The organism is Microbacterium sp. AC132 (assembly GCF_979258525.1).
Genome location: NZ_OZ409862.1, coordinates 559,626 through 578,862, shown reverse-complemented (window position 1 = coordinate 578,862; position 19,237 = coordinate 559,626). Strand labels below are relative to the sequence as shown.

The following is a 19,237-nucleotide window of genomic DNA, read 5'->3' as shown; positions in this document are numbered from 1 at the left end:
GTTAGATGCCTCTACAAATCCCGGATCCTGTACTCGGCACCTGGGCGAAGGGTTTCCCTCCGCGTTCCGCGGGGCTGCGGCTGTCGGAGGTACCCGACGCGGGCCTGCACCTGTCCGATCTCGTGACGCCGGTGCTGACGGTCCACGAGGCGGCGCTCTCCCACAACGAATCGACCGTCTTCGCCTGGGCGTCGGAACAGGGAGTCGTCCTCGCACCGCACGGCAAGACGACGATGGCGCCGGCGCTCTGGCAGCGGCTGCTCGATGCCGGCGCATGGGGGATCTCCGTCGCGACGCCGTGGCAGGCCGAAGTCGCGGTCGAGGCAGGGGTCTCCACCGTGCTCATCGCGAACGCCGTCACGGATCGTGGCGCCGCGCACCACCTCGGCGCTCTGCTCGCTGCGGCGGGCGATCTCCGGATCCTCTGCTGGGCGGACTCCGTCGAGACCGTCGGCATCCTCGCCGACGCGCTTCACGATGCCGAGCGTCCTCTCGACGTGCTCGTCGAACTCGGTGGCCGGGGCGGGCGCACGGGCGCACGCAGCGTGGAAGAGGGGGAGCGCATCTCCCAGGCGATCGTCGCGGCCCCCGGTCTGCGGCTCGCCGGAGTCGCCGGCTACGAAGGACCGTTCGGTCCCGACCGGTCGGAGGCGTCTGTCGCCGCCGTCGACGCCTATCTGTCCACACTCGTCGACCTCCACCGTCGCCTCGAGTATCCGCCCGGCGTTCGGCCCGTGCTCAGCGCAGGAGGCAGCGCCTTCCCCGACCGGGCAGCGGCGATCCTGGCCCCTCACGGAGCGGATGCCGACATCGTGCTGCGGTCGGGTGCGTTCCAGATCCACGATGACGGCTTCTACTCGCGCATGTCGCCGTTCGGCGCCCTGACATCGACGGCGCCGCTGCGTTCCGCCATGCACGCGTGGTCGCGCGTCGTCTCGCAGCCCGAAGAGGGACTCGCACTGCTGGACGCGGGCCGTCGAGATGTGCCGTTCGACCTCGACCTGCCGGTCCCGCAATCGGTCGAGGGGCGGATCACGGCCCTGAACGACCAGCACGCCTTCCTCGCTCTTGCAGACGGGGCAGATGTCTCCGTCGGCGACGTGGTGCGTCTCGGGCTGTCGCATCCCTGCACGGCTTTCGACAAATGGCGCGTGGTGGCGGTCATCGATGACCCGGATGCGGCGGACCCCCGGGTGATCGGAGCGGTCGCGACATGCTTCTGAGCACCGAGAAGCCCGTGCGGGTGTACCGAGGCGTCACCGTGGTCGACGGCACCGGAGCCGAGAGGTTCGCGGCCGACGTCGCGGTCGAAGGAGCCCGCATCGTCGCGGTGATCCGCGACGGAGATGAGAGGGTCCTGGAACTGCCGGCGGATGCGGTGGAGGTCGCGGGGGCGGGGCGGGTGCTGGCTCCCGGGTTCATCGACATGCACGCGCACAGCGAGCTGGCCGTGCTGCAGGGAGCAGCCCACGACGCGAAGATCCTCCAGGGCGTCACGACGGAGGTGCTCGGCCAGGACGGGCTCGGCTATGCCCCGCTGGACGACGCGACGGCGGCGGTGATCCCGGCTCAGATCGCGGGCTGGAACGGCATGCCGCCCGCCGTCCCCTGGCGTTCGATGGATGACCTGCTCGCTGCGATCGACTCGGCCGCGGTGGGCAACGCCGCGGTCCTGGTGCCGCAGGGCAATCTGCGCATGATGGTGGTCGGTCACGAGAACCGGGCGGCCACACCTGCGGAGATCGCAGCGATGTCCGGCATCCTCGGCGTGGCGCTCGACGCAGGCGCGTTCGGCATGTCGAGCGGATTGACCTACACCCCGGGGATGTACGCCGACACGGCGGAGCTGGAAGCGCTCTGCCGAGTCGTCGCCGAACGCGGCGGCTACTGGGCGCCCCACACCCGAAGCTACGGCGGGGGAGCCCTGGACGCCTATCGGGAGGCGCTCGACATCGGCCGTCGCACCGGGTGCCCGATCCATCTCACGCATGCGACCATGAACTTCGCTCCGAACCGCGGGCGTGCAGCAGAGCTGCTCGCTCTGGTCGATGAGGCCCTCGACGACGGCGTCGACGTGACCCTCGACACCTACCCTTATCTTCCCGGTGCCACCACGCTCGCGGCGCTGCTTCCGAGCCGACTGGCCGAGAGCGGCGACCTGCTCGCGACCCTCGCTGCGCTCGATGAGAGCGGACGCGAGACCGTCCGCGTCGAGCTCGAGGAGATCGGCTGCGACGGTTTCCACGGGGAGCGTGCCGACTGGTCGGCCATCCAGATCTCCGGCACCTCGTCGCCCGAACTCGCGGACCTCGTCGGACGGACCGTCGCGGAGATCGCCGAGTCGTCCGGCAGGCGCTCGGTCGACGTGGTGCTGGACACGATCCTCGAGGATGCGGGAGCCACCGGCATCTTGATGCACATCGGCGACGAGGAGAACGTCCGCACCATCATGCGGCACCCGCGGCACAGCGGCGGCAGCGACGGGATCCTGATCGGCGCGAGACCGCACCCGCGGGGCCGAGGGACCTTCCCGCGCTACCTCGGGCACTACGTGCGAGAACTCGGGGTGCTCTCCCTCGAACAGGCTGTGCAGCACCTGTCCGGCACGCCGGCGATGCGGCTGGGCCTCGACCGGGGTGACGCGCCGCGCGGTGTGATCCGCGAGGGAGCCACGGCCGACCTCGTGCTGTTCGATCCCGAGACCATCACGGCGGGGGCGACCTTCGATGCTCCCCACGAGGCGCCGATCGGCGTCGACGAGGTGCTCGTCGGCGGTGTGCCGGTGGTGCTGGCGGGGCACGCGTCCGGCGCGACCCCGGGTCGAGCGCTGCGAATGACGCCCGCCGCGCATCGTGCCCCGGTCCCGAACATCCCGTCGGTGACCGATCCCGCTGCCGAGCCGTTCGAGTGGACGGTTCACACCCCGGTGTCGGCTCCGGAAGCCCTCGTCGCGAGCGCATCCCGTCTCGGCGAGCATCTCGAAACCGCGAATGCGGCACCCGCGATCACGTTGAGAATCGACGAGTCTCTCGCGGGGGAGCCGTTCGCTCGAGGGCGTGTCGGCGCCGAGGCATTCCGCGTGACGGTGACGGCCGAGGGAATCGACGTCGCGGGGGCGAGTGCGGCGGGCGTGTTCCGGGGCGTCACGCTGCTCCGGCAGCTGCGCGAGCCCGGCTCCGATCGCGCTCGGATCCCCGCAGGAACATGGCAGTCTGCTCCGGCTCACACGTGGCGGGGGTCATGCTCGATGTCGCGCGGCACTTCCGCCCGGTCGAGGACCTGATGCGACTCGTCGATCTGATGGCCGACCACCATCTCACGGTGCTGCACCTCCACCTCACCGACGATCAGGGCTGGCGCTTCGAGGTGCCGGGGTATCCGCTGCTCACAGAGGTGGGCGCGCGCCGCGAGGAGACACAGCGGGGCCACGGGCCGCACGCCACAATGGTGCCGGGGCTGCACGAGGGTCATTACACGGATGCGGAGCTGCGCGACCTGGTCGCCTACGCCGCGGAGCGATTCGTGGCGGTCGTGCCGGAAGTCGAACTGCCCGGGCACATCCAGGCGGCGCTCGCCGCGTACCCCGCGCTCGGCAACACGGATGCGAGCGAGCGAGCTGTCGCGCCGTGGTCGCGCTTCGGCGTGAACCCTCGCACCCTCGCGCTGACGGATGACGCCCTCGCGTTCGGGCGCGCGGCGATCGACGCCCTGTGCGACCTCTTCGACTCTGCGTGGATCGGCATCGGCGGCGATGAGGTGCCGGTCACCGAGTGGGCGCAGAGCGCCGCTGCGCGCGAGCGGATGGGCGAGCTCGGTCTCGCGGCTCCCCACGACGTGCAGCCCTGGTTCACCGATCATTTCGTCGCCCACCTCCGCAGCCGTGGGCGCATCGCCCTGGCATGGGACGAGGTGCTCGAGGGCGATGTCCCCGAGGGTGTGCGGATCCTCGCGTGGCGGGGTCCCGTCGCGATGCGCGAGGCGCTGAGGCGCGGCATCCCCGTGATCGCGTGCCCCGACCTCGAGGTGTATCTCGACTACCCCCAGTCGGAGTCGGCGGAGGAGCCGATCCGGGTCGGCCCGCCGCTGCCGATCGAGCAGGCCTACACGCTGCGCATCAAGGACGGCGCGGTCGGCGGACAGGCCAACGTGTGGACCGAGCACCTCCCGACGAGAGATCGGGTCGACTTCGCGATGTTCCCTCGTCTCGCAGCGATCGCCGAACGGCTGTGGGACGGCGGCGAACCACCCTCGTATGAGGGGTTCGCGCGACGTCTTCCCGTGCATCTCAGACGCCTCGCCGAGTCCGGTGTGCGGTATCGTCCTCTCGACGGTCCGACGCCCGTGCAGAGGCGTCCTGGAGTGCCGGGGAAGCCTCTGACACGCGAGGCGCGGCAGGCGATAGTCGCGGGCCTCGTCGAAGGCCTGGCGGACTCGTCGGGCACCGCCGCCGGAGTACTCTCGGCATAATGTAACGTTTCCGTAACCCTCCCTGTGCTAACTGTGGCAGGGGTTGCGAAATTTTTGTTCGTAAGGTCTACTAACAAACATGTCCGTATCGGATGGATCGCGTCCTTCGACGTCGCCAGATTACGTCGCCGCGAGCGCGCACGCCTTCGGCCCGGGGCGCCACCTGCGCTCTCGCTCGAAGGTGCTCCCGGAACACGCTCGCGGTCACAACCGCGCGCTCGTGCTGCAGACGCTCTATCACTCGGGAGCGATGAGTCGAGCGGACCTCTCTCGCGAGACCGGCCTCACTCGGGTCACCATCTCCGACCTCGTCGCGGAGTTCATCTCCGACGGCATCGTCGTCGAGATGGGAGTGCGCGAGACGGTCGGACCGGGCAAGCCTCCGATCCTCATCGACATCGACCGAGTCGGGCACCAGATCATCGGGATCGATCTCTCCGGCCCCCATGCCTTCGTCGGCGCTCTGCTCAGCCTCGACGGCGACGTGCTCGAGCGCCGTGAGGTGCCGCGACCCGAGAGCGCAGACGGCGACGCCGCCTACGCCGCCACGCTGGAGCTGGCCCGAGCGCTCGCCGAGACGGCCACGCAGCCCATCCTCGGCGTCGGGATCGGCAGCCCCGGTGTCGTGCGTCCTGACGGCGTCGTGCTCAGCTCGCCCAACCTCGGGTGGAGCAATCTCCCTCTCGAGGCGAAGCTGGGCGTCGATCTCGATCTGCCGGTCCTCGTGCGCAACGACGCCAACGCCGCGGTGCTCGCCGAGTACACGTTCGGCGAGGCGAAGGCCGACTTCATGCTCATCAAGATCGGTCGCGGAGTCGGAGCCGGCGTCATCACCGGCAGCCAGCCGCTGCTCGGCAGTCGCTTCGCAGCGGGCGAGATCGGCCACGTCGTCGTGGGCACCGACGGGGGACCCCGCTGCGCGTGCGGCAAAGACGGCTGCCTCGAAGCGTGGCTGAGTGAGACGCGGCTGCGTCCCGCCATCGCAGACGCCCCCGGATCGCGCGACGAGATCCTCCGCGATGCGGGCACCCGCATGGGCATCGCGATCGCCCCGATCGTCGCGGCACTCGATCTGTCCGAGGTCGTGCTCTCGGGTCCCGAGGATCTGCTCGACGGCGTGCTGATCGACGCCGCGGTCGAGACCCTGCACGCGCGCACGCTCGAGGGCGTCTTCGAGGACGCGCTCATCCGCCGCACCCACCAGGACGACATCGTCCTGCGCGGTGCCGCCGTGATGGTGCTCTCCAGCCAGCTGGGCGTCTCGTGATCCGTACCGGCGGGAGCGACCGCGTCCACGAGCCGAAGACGAGCAGGGGCACCATCCGATGACGGATGCGCTCGCCGTCGACCTGTCCGGTCGGCCCATACGAGTGGGCCTGGACGTCGGCGGAACCAAGATCGATGCCGTCGCGGTGTCCGCGGACGGAGACATTCTGGCGCGCCTGCGCCGACCCACCGGCTGGGGTGAGGAGGCAGTCGTCGTCAGCATCCTCGAGACGGTCGATGCGCTCGCCGACGAGGGAGGATTCGCTCGCTCGTCGGTCAGATCGGTGGGCGTCGGGATCCCCGGGCTGGTCGACGCCGACACCGGTCGGGTGCTCCATGCCGTGAATCTCGGCGTCGAGTCCCTGGATCTCGCCGGGCGCGCCGGTCGACAGCTGGGCATCCCCGTCCGCGTGGAGAACGACGTGAAAGCGGCCGCCCTCGGGGCTGCGGTGCTGCGCGGCGTCGACGGGTCGATGGCCTATCTCAATCTCGGCACCGGGGTCGCTGCCGGGATCGTCGTCGACGGCACGATCTGGCGTGGCGCGCGAGGCACGGCCGGCGAGGTCGGGCACCTCTCGGTCGACCCGAACGGCCGTCTCTGCGGCTGTGGACAGCGCGGCTGCATCGAGACCTTCTGCGGCGGAGGCGCGCTCGCCCGAGCCTGGGATCGTCCCGGTGCGCTCCCGGTGCGCGACATCTTCGACGCAGCCGACACCGGTGACGAACTGGCGCTCGCGCTCCGCGCCGATCTCTTCCACGGCGGGGCCGCGGCGGTGCGTGCGCTCGTGCTCTCCGCCGACGTCGAACGCGTGATCATCGGCGGCGGCCTCACTTCGCTCGGCGACAGGCTCTACACGGGCATCCGCGACGCTCTCCGGTCCGATGCCGAGGCCTCGCCCTTCATGCGCTCGCTCCACCTGGACGACAGGATCGAACTGCTCCCTGCCGGCTCTCCCGCCGCGGCCTTCGGGGCCGCGGTCGTCGGCGCAACCACCCCCTCTAAGGAGACCGTTTCCCATGGCTGAAGTCGTCATCGTCGAGAACGCAGAAGCGGCAGGCGCCCTCGTCGCCGCCGAGATCGTCGAGCTGATCGACGGACGTGCGGATGCCGTGCTCGGCCTCGCCACCGGTTCGACGCCCCTCCCCGTCTACAAGGCGCTGCGAGACAGGCTCGCGGGTCGCGACGTCTCGCAGGTGCGCGGTTTCGCCCTGGACGAGTACGTGGGGATCGACCCCGCTCATCCCGAGAGCTACCGCTCGGTCATCACCCGCGAGGTCGTCGAGCCGCTAGGGCTCGACCCGCGACGGATCCATGTGCCCAACGGCGCACAGGCCACCATCCAGCACGCAGGTGACGACTACGAGACCGCGATCGACGCGGCCGGAGGAGTGGATCTGCAGATCCTCGGCATCGGCACCGACGGACATATCGGCTTCAACGAACCCGGCTCGTCGTTCGCCTCGCGCACGCGCGTGAAGACCCTCACCGAGCAGACCCGCGAAGACAACGCTCGCTTCTTCGACTCGATCGATGACGTGCCCATGCACTGCATCACCCAAGGGCTCGGCACGATCCTTCGCGCTCGGCACCTCGTGCTGCTCGCCTTCGGAGAGGGCAAGGCACAGGCCGTGGCGGATGCCGTCGAGGGGCCGCTGTCGGCCATCCTCCCGGGTTCGGCGATCCAGCTGCACCCGCACGCGACCGTCGTCGTCGACGAGGCCGCGGCGTCCCGGCTGAAGCTCGCCGACTACTACCGCTACACCTTCGCGAACAAGCCGAGCTGGCAGGGGATCTGACGCGGTCGGCTCTCAGGGCCGAATCGTCGGCCACGCCAGCGGCAGCAGGTGCTCGATGCTGAGCGGCGCCAGCGGCAGCGTCTCGGCATCCGCGGGTGTGATCCATCGCAGCTCGGCGAGCTCCGCCTGGACGACGACCTCCGCCGCGGCGATGGACACCGAGAACGCGTCGGCCACGACTCGGTGACCGGGCTCGTTGGCCGCCTCGGAGACGAACGTGCCGAGCGGCTCCAGATCGCCCTCATCCAGGCGAAGGCCGAGCTCTTCGTGCAGCTCGCGGATCAGCGTCTGCGACGGGGTCTCCCCGGGCTCGGGCTTGCCGCCGGGTTGCATGAAGCGCGTCGTGCCCTGCTTGCGCACGACGAGCACCCTGCCGGCGTCATCGACGATGACCGCGGCGCTGACGTGGATGTCAGGCATCGGGAGCGAAGACCTTGCCGGGGTTGAGGATTCCCAGCGGATCGAACACCCGAGTGATCTGACGCTGCAGCTCCCACTGGTCGTCTCCGAGCTCGTCGGCCAACCAGCGGCTCTTCAGCGTTCCGATGCCGTGCTCTCCGGTCAGCGTGCCGCCGAGCGCGATCGCGGCCCGGAACAGCTCGTCCGCCGCCGCCCAGACCTCAGCGGGAGGCTCTGCGCCCTCGAAGATGAAGTTCGGATGCAGGTTGCCGTCGCCCGCGTGAGCGACCGTGGGGATCGCCATCGAGTAGGCCTTCTCGATGCGGGCGATCTCGTCGAACATGGCGGGCATGGCGCTGCGCGGCACCGACACGTCTTCGATGAGGGTCGTGCCGAGCGCCGACATGGCGGGGTGCATGGCACGCCGGATGGCCAGGAGGCGCTCTCCTTCTTCGCGGTCATGGGAGACCTCGGTCACACCCTGATGAGCCGTCAGGATGTCGGAGATCATCGTCGCCTCGGCCACTGCCGCCGGACCATCGGTCTGGATCGTCAGCTGGGCGCTCCCGGCCACGGGCGAGGGAAGGTCGAGCAGGGCTGCGACGGCGGCGAGGCTCGCGGAGTCCATCAGCTCCATGATCGCCGGCTGCGCACCCGAGGCGGTGACCGCGGCCGAGCCGGACGCTGCGGCACGCACATCGGGGAAGACGGCCGTCACGGTGCAGGTCGTTCCCTCGACCAGTCGGCGCAGCTTGAGGGTGGCCCCGACGACCACGCCCAGCGTGCCCTCGGAGCCGATCACGAGCGAGGTGAGGTCGAGTCCTGTCACGCCTTTGACGCTGCGGTGGCCGAGGTGCAGCAGTCGGCCGTCGGCGAGAACCAGATCGACACCGAGGACCGCGTCTCGCACGACGCCGTACTTCGCACAGAGCAGCCCACCCGCTCCGGTGGCGATGTTGCCGCCGACCGTCGAGATCGCACGGCTCGCAGGATCCGGCGCCCACCAGAGTCCGTGCTCCGCGAGCACGTCGTTGAGGTCGGCGTTGAGGATTCCGGGTTCGACGACGGCAAGCAGGTCGTCGGCCCGGATCTCGTGGATCGCGGTCATCCGGCGAGTGGACAGGACGATCTCGCCCTCGCCGCCGTTCGCCGCGCCGGCGAGACCGGTGCCGGCGCCACGCACCACGACAGGGGTCGCCGTCTCGGTCGCGATGCGCATCACCGTCTGGACGTGCTCGACCGTCTCGGCGTGCACGACCGCGAGCGGCCGCCCGGGCGCCGCATGCCCGGATCTGTCGGCGCGGGCTTCTTCGAGGACCGTCGCATCGGTGTCGACGATGTCGCCGAGTGCGGCGACGAGCAGGTCGAGGGCGCTCATCGGATGCGACGCCGGCCGCTCACGACGCCGGCGCCGACGGCGACCACGGCGAACGCGATGCCGATGAGGGGCTGGTCCATCAGCCACCACGCGATCGTGACGCCGACGTAGATCAGCAGCTCGACGACGACGCGAAGGAACGGATGCAGTCGCAGGACGGGTCGCGGCGAGAGGAAGAGCGCCCAGATCAGGATCACGACGACCGGAGCCCCGATGCCGAGGATGACGTTGTACGGGAAGGGCCAGGTGGCGAATCCCCACAGGGCGAGGGTGCCCACTGCGACGATCAGGACGACCGATCGGACGACGTCGAGAGCGGTGATGGTGGGGCGGTCGACGCCGGGAACGGAGGCGGGATCCTGGGACATGGATCCAGTCTATTCGCCGCCGATGGCGGGTCAGAGCGCGGGCGCGGCCTCGTCTGCGGCCACCTGGTCGACCGGCGCGGTCTCGTCGGCGGGCGCGGTGTCGTCAGCGGGGGCAGGCTCTGCCGGAAGGGCGGTCTGGTCCTCGGTCACGGGCTCTGCCGGAGGAGCGGTCTCGACGGGAGCGGCCGGGGCCTCCGTCTCGGGTGCCGGCGTCTCAGGGGACGCCTCGGCGTCCGGGGACTCGGTCGGGGCAGCGGGTGCTGCCTCGTCCGTCGGCTCGGGGATCGGCGCGATCGCGTCGTCCGGAGTCGGCTCGGAGGGTATCGTCTCGGCGGGATCCGCAGCCGGCCCTCCGCACGAGGGAGCGAGGGCCACGGAACCGAGGGTCACCCCGAGAGCCGAGAGGCTCGTGGTCGTCGGCAGCATCGGACCGGCCGCCGTCACGTAGTGGACCTCGAGGGGCGCGCCGAGGAGAATCTGGACGAGACCGGGGCGCAACTCGATCGTGCCGGTCCCTGCGTCACTCAGCGATGTGCCGTCGACGCCGCCGCGGCGTCCGCCGAGCAGCGCTTCGATGTCCGCGCCCGGTTCGCCGGACACATTCACGGTCACATAGGTGACAGCGCGTGCGTCGAGGCAGATGCTCGCGAGGCTCACTTCGATCGGAGTCGTCGGCGCGGCCGGTTCCGTGGGGTTCTCGCCGGGGGTTTCTCCGGGGTTCTCGCCGGGGGTTTCGCCGCCGGGGGTTTCTCCGGGGTTCTCGCCGGGGGTTTCGCCGCCGGGGGTTTCTCCGGGGTTCTCGCCGGGGGTTTCGCCGCCGGGGGTCTCTCCGGGGTTCTCGCCGGGGGTTTCGCCGCCGGGGGTCTCTCCGGGGTTCTCGCCCGGGACCTCGCCATCGGGGTTCTCGCCGTCGGGGTTCTCGTCGTCAGGCTCTTCGTCCACGGGAGGGGACGTGGACTCGGGCAGTGCCGGCGCGGTCGACTCGGTCGGGGCCGGGGGTGAGACGATCGCCGGCGCGATGTCCTCAGCGGGCTGGGGGGTGACGGGTGCTTCGACGGGCGGGGTGACGGGCTCGGGCTCGGTCTCCGCTTCATCGACGATCGGCGTCTTGTCGTCGGACATCGACTCGTCGGGCCCGACGTCTGCACTGATCGACGAGGAATCGCTGTCGCCCGCACTCGGCATCGATGCCGCGGGCGTCGCGCCCGTGAGGCTCGGGATGATTGTGGCGGCCGCCACGACGCCGGCGACCACGAGGGCCGCCGATCCTGCGCTGACGAGCGCACCGACTCCGCTGAAGATGCCTCCGGTCGCCGTGCCACCGGCTCCGCCACCGGTCGCTGTGCCTGCGCCGGTCTCGCCGGCTCCGCCGGTGCCGCTCGACGATCCGGCGGCGGCTGTTCCGCCTCCCGCAGCCACGACAGCTCCCTCGGTGATCCCCGAGGGCATGGCCGCGAGCGCGACGATGGGCGTACCGCCACCCTGGAGGGTGGCGAGGTAGCCTGCGGAACCCGTGACTCCGAGGACGAGGGGCAGCAGCACGAGGGCCAGCCGCTTGGAGACGTCCTTCGCCTCCGCGGCGACGATCATGCAGCGTGCGCACTGGTCGAGGTGCTGCTCGAGACGGTTGTGGTCTCGCGTGCTGAGGTTGCCGCGCGAGTAGGCGCCCAGGTGCTCGATGGTCCACTGGCAGTCGGAACCTTCGGCCGCGCTGCGGAGGTGAGCCTGGATCCACGCTTCGCGAAGTCCTTCACGCGCTCTGAAAGCCAGCTGCGAGACGGCGCCGGACTTCATGCCGAGCAGGGTCGCGGCCTCCTGCGGCTTCATCTGCTCGATCTCTGTGTACCAGAGCACTTCCTGCCAGCGGGAGGGCAGGCTGCGGAACGCCTGCGCGGTCAGGCTGCGATCGAGGGCCTCGTTGGCCGCCTGGTCGGTGCTGTCGGGATCGGCGACGGAGTCGAGCTCGTCGATGGCGGACTCGCGTCGAGAGCGGCCCCAGGCGGCGGCGGTGTTGCGGATGCTCGTGAACAGGTAGGCGCGGAACGATCCGTTCGGTCCGCCGCCCTTGATGATCGCCTGATAGATGCGGGTGTAGGACTCCTGCACGAGGTCGTCGGGGTCGATCGACGACGTGATCGATCGCGCGACCGACATGCCGGAGGGATAGTGCCGCCTCCACAGTTCGCCGAAGGCCGCCGCGTCACCCGAGCGGGTGCGCAGGACGAGATCGGCGTCGGCGATCGTTTCCTCGTGTGAAGTGCTGTCCTGATCCACTGTCATCCATCTGTCGTGGAGCGCGAGTGCGCCTCCACATGAAGAGACGCGTGAACCCCATTTTCATCACGCGTCATCTCCATTCTCTCTCCTATCTCTCAGGCTTGCCACCCCTTCTCGAAAAGTGCTCGCAGAAGACCGGGCGCGAATAAAGACCTGATCACGGGCAGATCAGTCGGGCGCGCGGAAGAACCGTGAAAAAAGATCTGAGAAATCGCGTAATGAATCGGCGTCGACGTCGTCTCATCACTAGAGACAGCCGTGGGGCTCCACCGGGGGCGGAGCTCAGGCGCTGGTGCAAGGGGTAAGTGCACCGGCATGGTGGGTCGGGCACCTCGGGGAGGAGCGCTCGGCCCGCCAGCTCTCGCAACGTGGGGGGAATTGTGACGGGGTCGCCGATCTGGGGAACGGCGGCCCCTCACCCGCACCGGGCTACGGCCGGTCGCCGACCCACACGCGAGCGACCTGCAGCTGTGCGTTCAGCAGCACCGCGTCAGCGACGAACCCGACCGCCAGGCGACCGATCCGGTCGCCGTATCCGATCGCTCCCGCCGGTGTCTCGGTGAGCGCCCGGACGGCTTCCGTGAGAGGTGCGCCCGCCGCGGTCGCCCTGCGCAGCGCCACGTCGAGGGTGAGCGTCGACCCCGCGATCGATCCCGTGTCGTCCGCGCGCGCGATGCCGTCGAGGACCGTCACGCTCACCGCACCCAGGTCGTAGTGCCCGTCGGCGCTGCCGGCAGCCGCCATGGCATCCGTGATGAGTGCGACGCGACCGGGTGCCGAGTCGAACACGAGCTTGACCACGTGCGGGTCGAGGTGGATGTCGTCGGCGATCACCTCGAGCACCACGCGGCGGTCGGCCGCCGCCGCCAGTACCGGCCCCGGCGCTCGGTGATGGATTCCGGGCATGGCGTTGAAGGCGTGGGTCAGCACGGAGGCGCCGGTCCCGAATGCCGCGTTCGCAGTCGCGGCATCCGCACTCGTGTGTCCCACCGCTGCGACAGCGCCGGCGTCCACGATCATCCGGATCGCCTCGAGCCCGCCGGGGAGCTCCGGTGCGATCGTCACCTGCCGGATCGTCCCGCGGCCGGCGTCGAGCAGTCGGGCGACGTCGTCTCGTGTCGGAGTGCGCAGCAGGGACGGCTCGTGAGCTCCGTGGTGCGCCGGGTCGAGGAACGGCCCTTCCAGATGCGAACCCAGGATGTCGGCATCCGACTCCATCAGGTCGGCGATCTGCGCCACGCGTCGAGCGAGGGCGTCGACGGGGGCGGTGACGAGGGAGATCACCGATCGTGTCGTGCCATGAGCGCGGTGCAGAGCGCGAGCCGATCGGATCGCCTCCGGCCCGTCGTCGAATGACGCTCCCGCGCCGCCGTGGCAGTGGATGTCGATGAATCCGGGTGTGAGCACGGCATCCGGCCCGGCGACGACGGTCGCGTCGACGACCTCATCGGCGGGGGCCCACGTCTGGCCGGTGCCGAGAGCGGCGACCCGCCCGTGTTCCATGCGAACCCAGGCGTCCGCGACCTCGACGCCGTGGTCGATCAGTCGGGCCGAGTGGATGACGACCGATCCCGTCGCTGTCGAAACGGATGTCATTGCTCGCTCCAGGGGATCTCGTCTGCGGGGTGGAAGTCCACGCCCTCAGCCTTCCACAGCGGGGCGAGTGCGCCGAGTCGCCCGCGGAACGACTCCCAGTCCCGGCCGTCGGCGTCGCGCGGTGACCACGCGACCTCCGCCTGAGCGGCGGCCCGCGGGAAGACCAGCTGCTCGACCTCGCTCAGGGTGCGGGTGGTCTCGCTCCACAGCGGAGCCTCGATGCCGAGGATCGCGGACTCCGGGACGTCGAGCACAGCGGTCGGCTCCCACTCGTACGCCCTGCGGACATCGATGATCGCGGCCCAGGTGAGTCCGAGCGGAAAATCCTCGGTGTACTTCATGTCGAGGTAGGCGACGTCGGCGGTCGACATGATCAGCGCCCCGCCGCGCTCGACGAAGTGCGCCGCCTCCTCAGCGTGCGATCCCTCGGGTGTCGTCTTGCCCCAGTACTGGCCGATCGTCCCCTCGGCGATGTCCTTCGCTGCGCCCACCTCGTGCCAGGCGACGGGGATCTTGCCCTCTTCGAACACGATCGCGGTGGCGCGCTCGACGAACAGATCGAAGTCCGCCTGCGGGGTGCCGAGGGACTCGTCGCCGCCGATGTGGATGTACGGCCCCGGGGTCATCTCGGCGAGCTCGCGCACGACGTCACGGACGAACTCGTAGGTGCGCTCTTCATGGATGCGGACGCTCGAGTGCCCGACGCCCCACCCGAGATAGGGCTCGCCTGCGACGGGGAGCGGCTGCCCCAGGCGCGCCGATTCGGCGATCAGGCTGTCGTTCATGACCGGATCCTCGACGAGCTCCGGATACGCGACGCCGATGGCGTGCGTGTGACCGGGGAGGTCGATCTCAGGGATCACGACCATGTGCCGCTCAGCGGCGTACGCGACGATCTCGCGATAGTCGTCCTTCGTGTAGAAGCCGCCGGGGTCGCCGAGGGAGGCCGTGGACGAGGCGAGGTCGGTGAGCTTCGGCCACGAGTCAATCTGGATGCGCCAGCCCTGGTCGTCGCTGAGGTGCAGGTGCAGGTGATTGAACTTCAGGGCACTGGTGCTGTCGATGAACTTCTTGACCTCATCGACGTCGAAGAAGTGACGCGTGACGTCGAGCATGACGCCGCGACGTGCGAATCGTGGCGCGTCGGTGATCTCGGCGCGCAGGAACGCCCATCCCTCGCCGTCCTCGCGGAGCAGCTGCAGCAGCGTCTGCACGCCGTAGAAGAGCCCTGCCTCGTCGCCGCCCACGATCTCGACGGAGTCGCCGACTGTGAGTCCGTATCCTTCGGGCGTAGTGGCGGGGTCGATCCGCAGGACGATCGTCGACCCGACGCCGTCGCCGGCGCCGTCGCTGTCCGTCGAGTGCGACAGCCGGATGCCGCTGCGGCGCGCGACGGCGTCGATCAGCTGGGCCGCCGCGGGGGAGTCGCCGATGACTCGCAAGCCGTCGGAGACGGGCAGCCGACCATCCACGGCGATGGAGGAAGCGGGAAGAGGAACAAGGGGCATGGAATGGGGAAGGACCATGAACAAAACCTACCGTGCGCAGAGTCGGCAGCACAGGGAAATCCGCTATGCTTTCTCACGTCGCGACTGGCGTCTGGGTGGACTACCACCGGGGAGCGACTGACCACGGAATTCGACCGCGCGCCTGGGCCGATAGGTACACCCTTCGAATCCGTTGTCAGAGGAGCATGTCATGACCGACCGTTACTTCAACGCCCCACTCTCCGAGGTCGACCCCGAGATCGCACAGGTCCTCGACCGAGAGCTCGCACGGCAGCAGACGTTCCTCGAGATGATCGCATCCGAGAACTTCGTGCCCGTCTCCGTGCTCCAGTCCCAGGGCTCGGTGCTGACGAACAAGTACGCCGAGGGATACCCCGGCCGTCGTTACTACGGCGGCTGCGAAGAGGTCGACGTCGCGGAGGAGCTCGCGATCCAGCGCGCCAAGGATCTGTTCGGCGCGGAGTTCGCCAACGTCCAGCCGCACTCGGGAGCATCCGCGAACGCCGCCGTGCTGCACGCGATCGCTCGGCCCGGCGACACGCTGCTCGGCCTCGCCCTCGACCAGGGCGGTCACCTCACTCACGGCATGAAGATCAACTTCTCCGGCCGCCTGTACGACATCGTCGCCTACGGCGTCGACCCCGAGACCTCGACCATCGACATGGACGAGGTGCGTCGCCTCGCCCTCGAGCACAAGCCGAAGGTCATCATCGCCGGCTGGTCGGCATACCCGCGCACGCTCGACTTCGCCGCCTTCCGTGCGATCGCCGACGAGGTCGGCGCGCTGCTCTGGGTCGACATGGCGCACTTCGCCGGCCTCGTCGCCGCCGGCCTCCACCCGAACCCGGTGCCGCACGCGCACGTCGTCTCGTCGACCGTGCACAAGACGATCGGCGGCCCCCGTTCGGGCTTCATCCTGACGAACGACGCCGACCTCGCGAAGAAGCTCAACACGGCTGTGTTCCCGGGGCAGCAGGGCGGCCCCCTGATGCACGTGATCGCCGCGAAGGCGACGGCGTTCAAGCTCGCGGGCACCCCGGAGTTCAAGGAGCGCCAGGAGCGCACGCTGCGCGGAGCGTCCATCCTCGCCGAGCGTCTCTCGCAGCAGGATGTGAAGGATGCCGGCATCGGAGTGCGCTCCGGCGGCACCGATGTGCACCTGGTGCTCGTCGACCTGCGTGACGCCGCGATCGACGGCAAGCAGGCCGAGGACCTGCTGCACGACATCCACATCACCGTCAACCGCAATGCGGTGCCGAATGACCCGCGCCCGCCGATGGTCACCTCGGGTCTGCGCATCGGGACGCCGGCACTCGCCACCCGCGGCTTCGGCGACGCCGAGTTCACCGAGGTCGCCGACGTGATCGCACTCGCGCTGCTCCCCGGCGCCGACGTCGAGGCGCTCCGTGCGCGTGTCGATGCGCTCGCCGCAGGCTTCCCGCTCTACCCGGACCTGCAGCAGTGACCGCGAAGATCCTCGACGGCAAGGCGGCGTCGGCCGCGATCAAGGCCGAGCTCACCGAACGGGTCGCCGCGCTGAAGGCGAAGGGCGTGGTGCCCGGCATCGCGACCGTTCTCGTCGGAGCCGACCCGGCATCTCAGCTCTACGTCGGTATGAAGCACCGTCAGTCCGAGGCGATCGGGATGAACTCGATCCAGCGCGAGCTGCCGGCCGATGCCACCCAGGCCGACGTCGAGGCGCTGATCGACGAGCTCAACGCCGATCCGGACTGCCACGGATACATCGTGCAGCTGCCGCTGCCGAAGCACATCGACACGGACGCGATCCTCGAGCGGATCGACCCGGCGAAGGATGCGGACGGACTGCACCCGACCAACCTCGGTCGACTCGTGCTCAACGTCAACAACCCGATCCACACCCCGCTGCCGTGCACGCCGCGGGGTGTCATCGAGCTGCTGCTGCGCAACGGCTACGACTTCGCCGGCAAGCACGTCGTGGTCGTCGGACGAGGTGTGACGATCGGTCGCTCGATCGGCCTGCTGCTGACGCGCCGCGACCTGAACGCGACGGTCACGCTCACGCACACCGGCACGGTCGACATGCCGCGGTACCTGCGGGAGGCCGACGTCATCGTCGCCGCCGCAGGCGTCAAGCACCTCATCCGCGCCGAGGACGTCAAGCCGGGCGCCGCCGTGCTCGACGTCGGCGTGACCCGCGAGACCGACCCGGAGACGGGCAAGAACCTCGTCTTCGGAGACGTGCACCCGGATGTCGCCGAGGTCGCGGGCTGGGTGTCGCCGAACCCGGGCGGAGTCGGTCCGATGACCGTCGCCCTGCTCATGACCAACGTCGTCGAGGCGGCGGAACGCCTGGTCTGACCGTCGCCGGTCTCGATCTGCATCGTCGGTCCCGGTCCGTGGACTTCCCCGTCCGATCCGCTTGCGGATCGGGGTGAGGCCCGGGATCGGGGCCGTCTGCGTTCAGCCCAGCTCGTCGAGCATCCGCCGCTGCTCCGGGGTCAGACCGTCGTGGAGCTCCTCCCGCGCCTCCGCGGCGGCGGTCGTCTCCGGGGCGGGCGTGGAGGCTGCGGGCGCCGGCTTGCGGCGCGACACCTTGCCCTGCACGGCGTCGTACAGCTCGCCGGCCTTCGCCCGCAGCCTGTCGTCGACCTGGTCGTAGATCATCCAGCCGAACAGCAGGAAGAGCGGCGGGAGCGCGTAGCTCCAGAAGCCCGAGGCGCGGACGCCGCTCAGCCAGACGACGGCCACCCAGATGAGCAGCTCGACGAGGTAGACGAGGACGTACTGGACGACCTTCTCGCCGGTTCTCGTGCGATCGGCCGCGGACTTCGCCGCCGCGTTGCGGAACGCCGTGGTGAGCAGCGGCTTCACGAAGAGCGCCGCGAGCGTCAGGATGACGGCCGCCCACAGCGCGGTGAACCCGACAGAGACACCCGACGACAGCAGGCCGATGAGCAGCAGCACCGCGACGTTGAACACGTAGAGTGCGGCGAACCGGACGATTCCGTTCTTCATCTGATCAGAATTCCACACACTCTCGGATGCCGCGGCATCTCCGTGCGGAGCCTGGTGGGGATCAGCGTGCGGGAAACGCGCGTTCGACCGCATCGACCACGGTGCCGTAGACGGAGTCCCACGGGACGAGCGGGGGAGTGACCCCGGCGAGTTCGAGGCTCACGGCTCCATGCACCTGCGCCCAGACGGTGAGAGCGGCGGCCATGACCTGCGGTTCGTCGACGCGGGCCGCGAGCGCGCGCACGAGCGGCGCCATCGCCGTGCTCATGGTTGCGTCATCGGGGCGGCAGTCCTCGGTCGCCACTGCGCCGCCGAACATGAGGCGGTAGAGCGCGGGATTCTCCATCGCCCACGTCCGATACGCGAATCCGAGTGCGCGGAGCCCTTCCGGTTCGGCCGTGGCCTGCGCCTCGCCGAACGACGCGAAGCCGTGCTCGATGACCGCGACGAGCAGTTCGGTCTTCCCGCCGAACAGCGCGTAGACCGCTGAGGTCGAGGTGCCGGCGTTCTGTGCGATGTCGCGGAGACTGATCCGCTCGGGGCCCTTGTCGTCGACCATCTCGGCCGTCGCGTCGAGCAGGCGGTCGCGCAGGGCGTCGTCGTACAGGGGAGGTCTTGCCATGAGATCGATCTTATCGTAACGTTGTTGCATAACGCAGTTACGTAACGATGTTCCAAGGAGAGCGCATGACTCAGCACGTCTTCCCCGGCAGGTTCACGGCCGCTCCGGAAGGATCGGATGTGACGGTCTTCCTGATCGGGATGCGAGCCAATCGGTGGTGGCAGCTCGGCAGGGTGTGGCGCACGGCCAGCAAGATGCCCCCGATGCTGCAGCATCTCGCGACGCACCCGGAGGCGGGGATGCTCGGAGTGCACAGCTGGTTCGGTCGCACGACGATCCTGCTGTCGTACTGGGAGAGTCCGGAGCATCTGCAGCGGTTCGCCGCAGACCGCGACGCACCCCATCTGCAGCCCTGGCGCGACTTCATGCGCACGCTGCAGGGAACGGGGAGCGTCGGCGTGTGGCATGAGACCTATCAGGTGCCGACAGCGGATCTGGAGGCCGTCTACGTCGACATGCCGGCATTCGGACTCGCGGCGGCGACCGCGCACGTCCCCGTAGGGCCGGGCATGAAGACGGCGCGCCAGCGGATGGGTCGCTGACGCGCCGGCATCATCAGAGC

17 protein-coding genes and 1 riboswitch are annotated in these 19,237 nt (G+C 69.6%); of the genes, 9 read left to right on the top strand and 8 right to left on the bottom strand.

Annotated features, from left to right (window positions below; translation table 11 throughout):
* Positions 1–5: 5 nt before the first annotated feature.
* The 6 genes from ACZZZQ_RS02700 to nagB all read left to right on the top strand — a co-directional run bounded on the left by ACZZZQ_RS02700 (position 6) and on the right by nagB (position 7,530).
* On the top strand, positions 6–1,223 hold the full coding sequence (locus ACZZZQ_RS02700; RefSeq protein WP_463506839.1) for an alanine racemase: 1,218 nt from the start codon (positions 6–8) through the stop codon (positions 1,221–1,223).
* Entirely contained in the window at positions 1,214–3,283 is a 2,070-nt protein-coding gene (locus ACZZZQ_RS02695; RefSeq protein ID WP_463506838.1) for an N-acyl-D-amino-acid deacylase family protein, read from the top strand. The genes ACZZZQ_RS02700 and ACZZZQ_RS02695 overlap by 10 nt, the downstream gene beginning before the upstream one ends.
* Positions 3,241–4,467, top strand: coding sequence for a beta-N-acetylhexosaminidase (locus ACZZZQ_RS02690; RefSeq protein WP_463506837.1), 1,227 nt, complete (start codon positions 3,241–3,243; stop codon positions 4,465–4,467). Before ACZZZQ_RS02695 ends, ACZZZQ_RS02690 begins: the two co-directional genes overlap by 43 nt.
* Before the next feature lie 79 nt (positions 4,468–4,546).
* Positions 4,547–5,734: an ROK family transcriptional regulator gene (locus tag ACZZZQ_RS02685; protein WP_056277392.1), complete on the top strand. Its 1,188-nt coding sequence runs from the start codon at positions 4,547–4,549 to the stop codon at positions 5,732–5,734.
* Between the two features lie 58 nt (positions 5,735–5,792).
* A complete protein-coding gene (locus tag ACZZZQ_RS02680; protein ID WP_463506836.1) occupies positions 5,793–6,758 on the top strand; it encodes an ROK family protein in 966 nt (321 codons plus the stop codon).
* Positions 6,751–7,530, top strand: a complete 780-nt coding sequence (nagB, locus tag ACZZZQ_RS02675) for a glucosamine-6-phosphate deaminase (protein WP_053095395.1) — start codon at positions 6,751–6,753, stop codon at positions 7,528–7,530. Before ACZZZQ_RS02680 ends, nagB begins: the two co-directional genes overlap by 8 nt.
* Positions 7,531–7,542: 12 nt before the next feature.
* Here nagB and ACZZZQ_RS02670 read toward each other — a convergent pair whose 3' ends face one another.
* From ACZZZQ_RS02670 to ACZZZQ_RS02645, 6 genes are all read right to left on the bottom strand, one after another.
* Positions 7,543–7,950, bottom strand: coding sequence for an NUDIX hydrolase (locus ACZZZQ_RS02670; RefSeq protein ID WP_187250104.1), 408 nt, complete (start codon positions 7,948–7,950; stop codon positions 7,543–7,545).
* Positions 7,943–9,307 (bottom strand): FAD-binding oxidoreductase, encoded by a 1,365-nt coding sequence (locus ACZZZQ_RS02665; protein WP_463506835.1) that lies wholly within the window; start codon positions 9,305–9,307, stop codon positions 7,943–7,945. Before ACZZZQ_RS02665 ends, ACZZZQ_RS02670 begins: the two co-directional genes overlap by 8 nt.
* The gene (locus tag ACZZZQ_RS02660) at positions 9,304–9,675 is read right to left on the bottom strand and encodes a YrdB family protein (RefSeq protein ID WP_053095398.1); all 372 of its coding nucleotides are present in this window, start codon (positions 9,673–9,675) and stop codon (positions 9,304–9,306) included. The genes ACZZZQ_RS02665 and ACZZZQ_RS02660 overlap by 4 nt, the downstream gene beginning before the upstream one ends.
* A gap of 30 nt (positions 9,676–9,705) precedes the next feature.
* Entirely contained in the window at positions 9,706–11,955 is a 2,250-nt protein-coding gene (locus ACZZZQ_RS02655) for a sigma-70 family RNA polymerase sigma factor (protein WP_463506834.1), read from the bottom strand.
* A gap of 426 nt (positions 11,956–12,381) precedes the next feature.
* The gene (gene nagA / locus ACZZZQ_RS02650) at positions 12,382–13,548 is read right to left on the bottom strand and encodes an N-acetylglucosamine-6-phosphate deacetylase (RefSeq protein ID WP_463506833.1); all 1,167 of its coding nucleotides are present in this window, start codon (positions 13,546–13,548) and stop codon (positions 12,382–12,384) included.
* Positions 13,545–15,074, bottom strand: coding sequence for a family 20 glycosylhydrolase (locus ACZZZQ_RS02645; protein WP_463506832.1), 1,530 nt, complete (start codon positions 15,072–15,074; stop codon positions 13,545–13,547). The genes nagA and ACZZZQ_RS02645 overlap by 4 nt, the downstream gene beginning before the upstream one ends.
* Positions 15,075–15,126: 52 nt before the next feature.
* A riboswitch (ZMP/ZTP riboswitch) is annotated at positions 15,127–15,211 on the top strand.
* Positions 15,212–15,246: 35 nt separating this feature from the next.
* Between ACZZZQ_RS02645 and glyA the strand changes: the two genes are divergently transcribed.
* Together glyA and ACZZZQ_RS02635 are read left to right on the top strand one after the other, a co-directional pair.
* The gene (glyA, locus tag ACZZZQ_RS02640) at positions 15,247–16,521 is read left to right on the top strand and encodes a serine hydroxymethyltransferase (protein ID WP_053095402.1); all 1,275 of its coding nucleotides are present in this window, start codon (positions 15,247–15,249) and stop codon (positions 16,519–16,521) included.
* Entirely contained in the window at positions 16,518–17,396 is an 879-nt protein-coding gene (locus tag ACZZZQ_RS02635) for a bifunctional methylenetetrahydrofolate dehydrogenase/methenyltetrahydrofolate cyclohydrolase (protein ID WP_056277410.1), read from the top strand. Before glyA ends, ACZZZQ_RS02635 begins: the two co-directional genes overlap by 4 nt.
* A gap of 102 nt (positions 17,397–17,498) precedes the next feature.
* Here ACZZZQ_RS02635 and ACZZZQ_RS02630 read toward each other — a convergent pair whose 3' ends face one another.
* Both ACZZZQ_RS02630 and ACZZZQ_RS02625 read right to left on the bottom strand, forming a co-directional pair.
* Positions 17,499–18,053 carry a hypothetical protein gene (locus ACZZZQ_RS02630; RefSeq protein ID WP_053095404.1) on the bottom strand — a complete coding sequence of 185 codons (555 nt, stop codon included), beginning with the start codon at positions 18,051–18,053 and terminating at the stop codon, positions 17,499–17,501.
* 61 nt (positions 18,054–18,114) lie between these two features.
* Entirely contained in the window at positions 18,115–18,675 is a 561-nt protein-coding gene (locus ACZZZQ_RS02625) for a TetR/AcrR family transcriptional regulator (protein WP_261987829.1), read from the bottom strand.
* Between the two features lie 65 nt (positions 18,676–18,740).
* On the opposite strand from ACZZZQ_RS02625, the gene ACZZZQ_RS02620 reads away from it, so the two are divergent.
* The gene (locus tag ACZZZQ_RS02620) at positions 18,741–19,217 is read left to right on the top strand and encodes a DUF4188 domain-containing protein (protein ID WP_463506831.1); all 477 of its coding nucleotides are present in this window, start codon (positions 18,741–18,743) and stop codon (positions 19,215–19,217) included.
* Positions 19,218–19,237 lie beyond the last annotated feature (20 nt).

Bases quoted from the DNA above. Each gene is read 5' to 3' on its own strand.
- ACZZZQ_RS02620 (WP_463506831.1), top strand. From the start codon at position 18,741: ATGACTCAGCACGTCTTCCCCGGCAGGTTCACGGCCGCTCCGGAAGGA.
- nagB (WP_053095395.1), top strand. From the start codon at position 6,751: ATGGCTGAAGTCGTCATCGTCGAGAACGCAGAAGCGGCAGGCGCCCTC.
- ACZZZQ_RS02690 (WP_463506837.1), top strand. From the start codon at position 3,241: ATGCTCGATGTCGCGCGGCACTTCCGCCCGGTCGAGGACCTGATGCGA.
- ACZZZQ_RS02700 (WP_463506839.1), top strand. From the start codon at position 6: ATGCCTCTACAAATCCCGGATCCTGTACTCGGCACCTGGGCGAAGGGT.
- ACZZZQ_RS02660 (WP_053095398.1), bottom strand. From the start codon at position 9,675: ATGTCCCAGGATCCCGCCTCCGTTCCCGGCGTCGACCGCCCCACCATC.
- ACZZZQ_RS02680 (WP_463506836.1), top strand. From the start codon at position 5,793: ATGACGGATGCGCTCGCCGTCGACCTGTCCGGTCGGCCCATACGAGTG.
- glyA (WP_053095402.1), top strand. From the start codon at position 15,247: ATGACCGACCGTTACTTCAACGCCCCACTCTCCGAGGTCGACCCCGAG.
- ACZZZQ_RS02625 (WP_261987829.1), bottom strand. From the start codon at position 18,675: ATGGCAAGACCTCCCCTGTACGACGACGCCCTGCGCGACCGCCTGCTC.
- ACZZZQ_RS02670 (WP_187250104.1), bottom strand. From the start codon at position 7,950: ATGCCTGACATCCACGTCAGCGCCGCGGTCATCGTCGATGACGCCGGC.
- ACZZZQ_RS02630 (WP_053095404.1), bottom strand. From the start codon at position 18,053: ATGAAGAACGGAATCGTCCGGTTCGCCGCACTCTACGTGTTCAACGTC.
- ACZZZQ_RS02665 (WP_463506835.1), bottom strand. From the start codon at position 9,307: ATGAGCGCCCTCGACCTGCTCGTCGCCGCACTCGGCGACATCGTCGAC.
- ACZZZQ_RS02655 (WP_463506834.1), bottom strand. From the start codon at position 11,955: ATGACAGTGGATCAGGACAGCACTTCACACGAGGAAACGATCGCCGAC.
- nagA (WP_463506833.1), bottom strand. From the start codon at position 13,548: ATGACATCCGTTTCGACAGCGACGGGATCGGTCGTCATCCACTCGGCC.
- ACZZZQ_RS02695 (WP_463506838.1), top strand. From the start codon at position 1,214: ATGCTTCTGAGCACCGAGAAGCCCGTGCGGGTGTACCGAGGCGTCACC.
- ACZZZQ_RS02645 (WP_463506832.1), bottom strand. From the start codon at position 15,074: ATGGTCCTTCCCCATTCCATGCCCCTTGTTCCTCTTCCCGCTTCCTCC.
- ACZZZQ_RS02685 (WP_056277392.1), top strand. From the start codon at position 4,547: ATGTCCGTATCGGATGGATCGCGTCCTTCGACGTCGCCAGATTACGTC.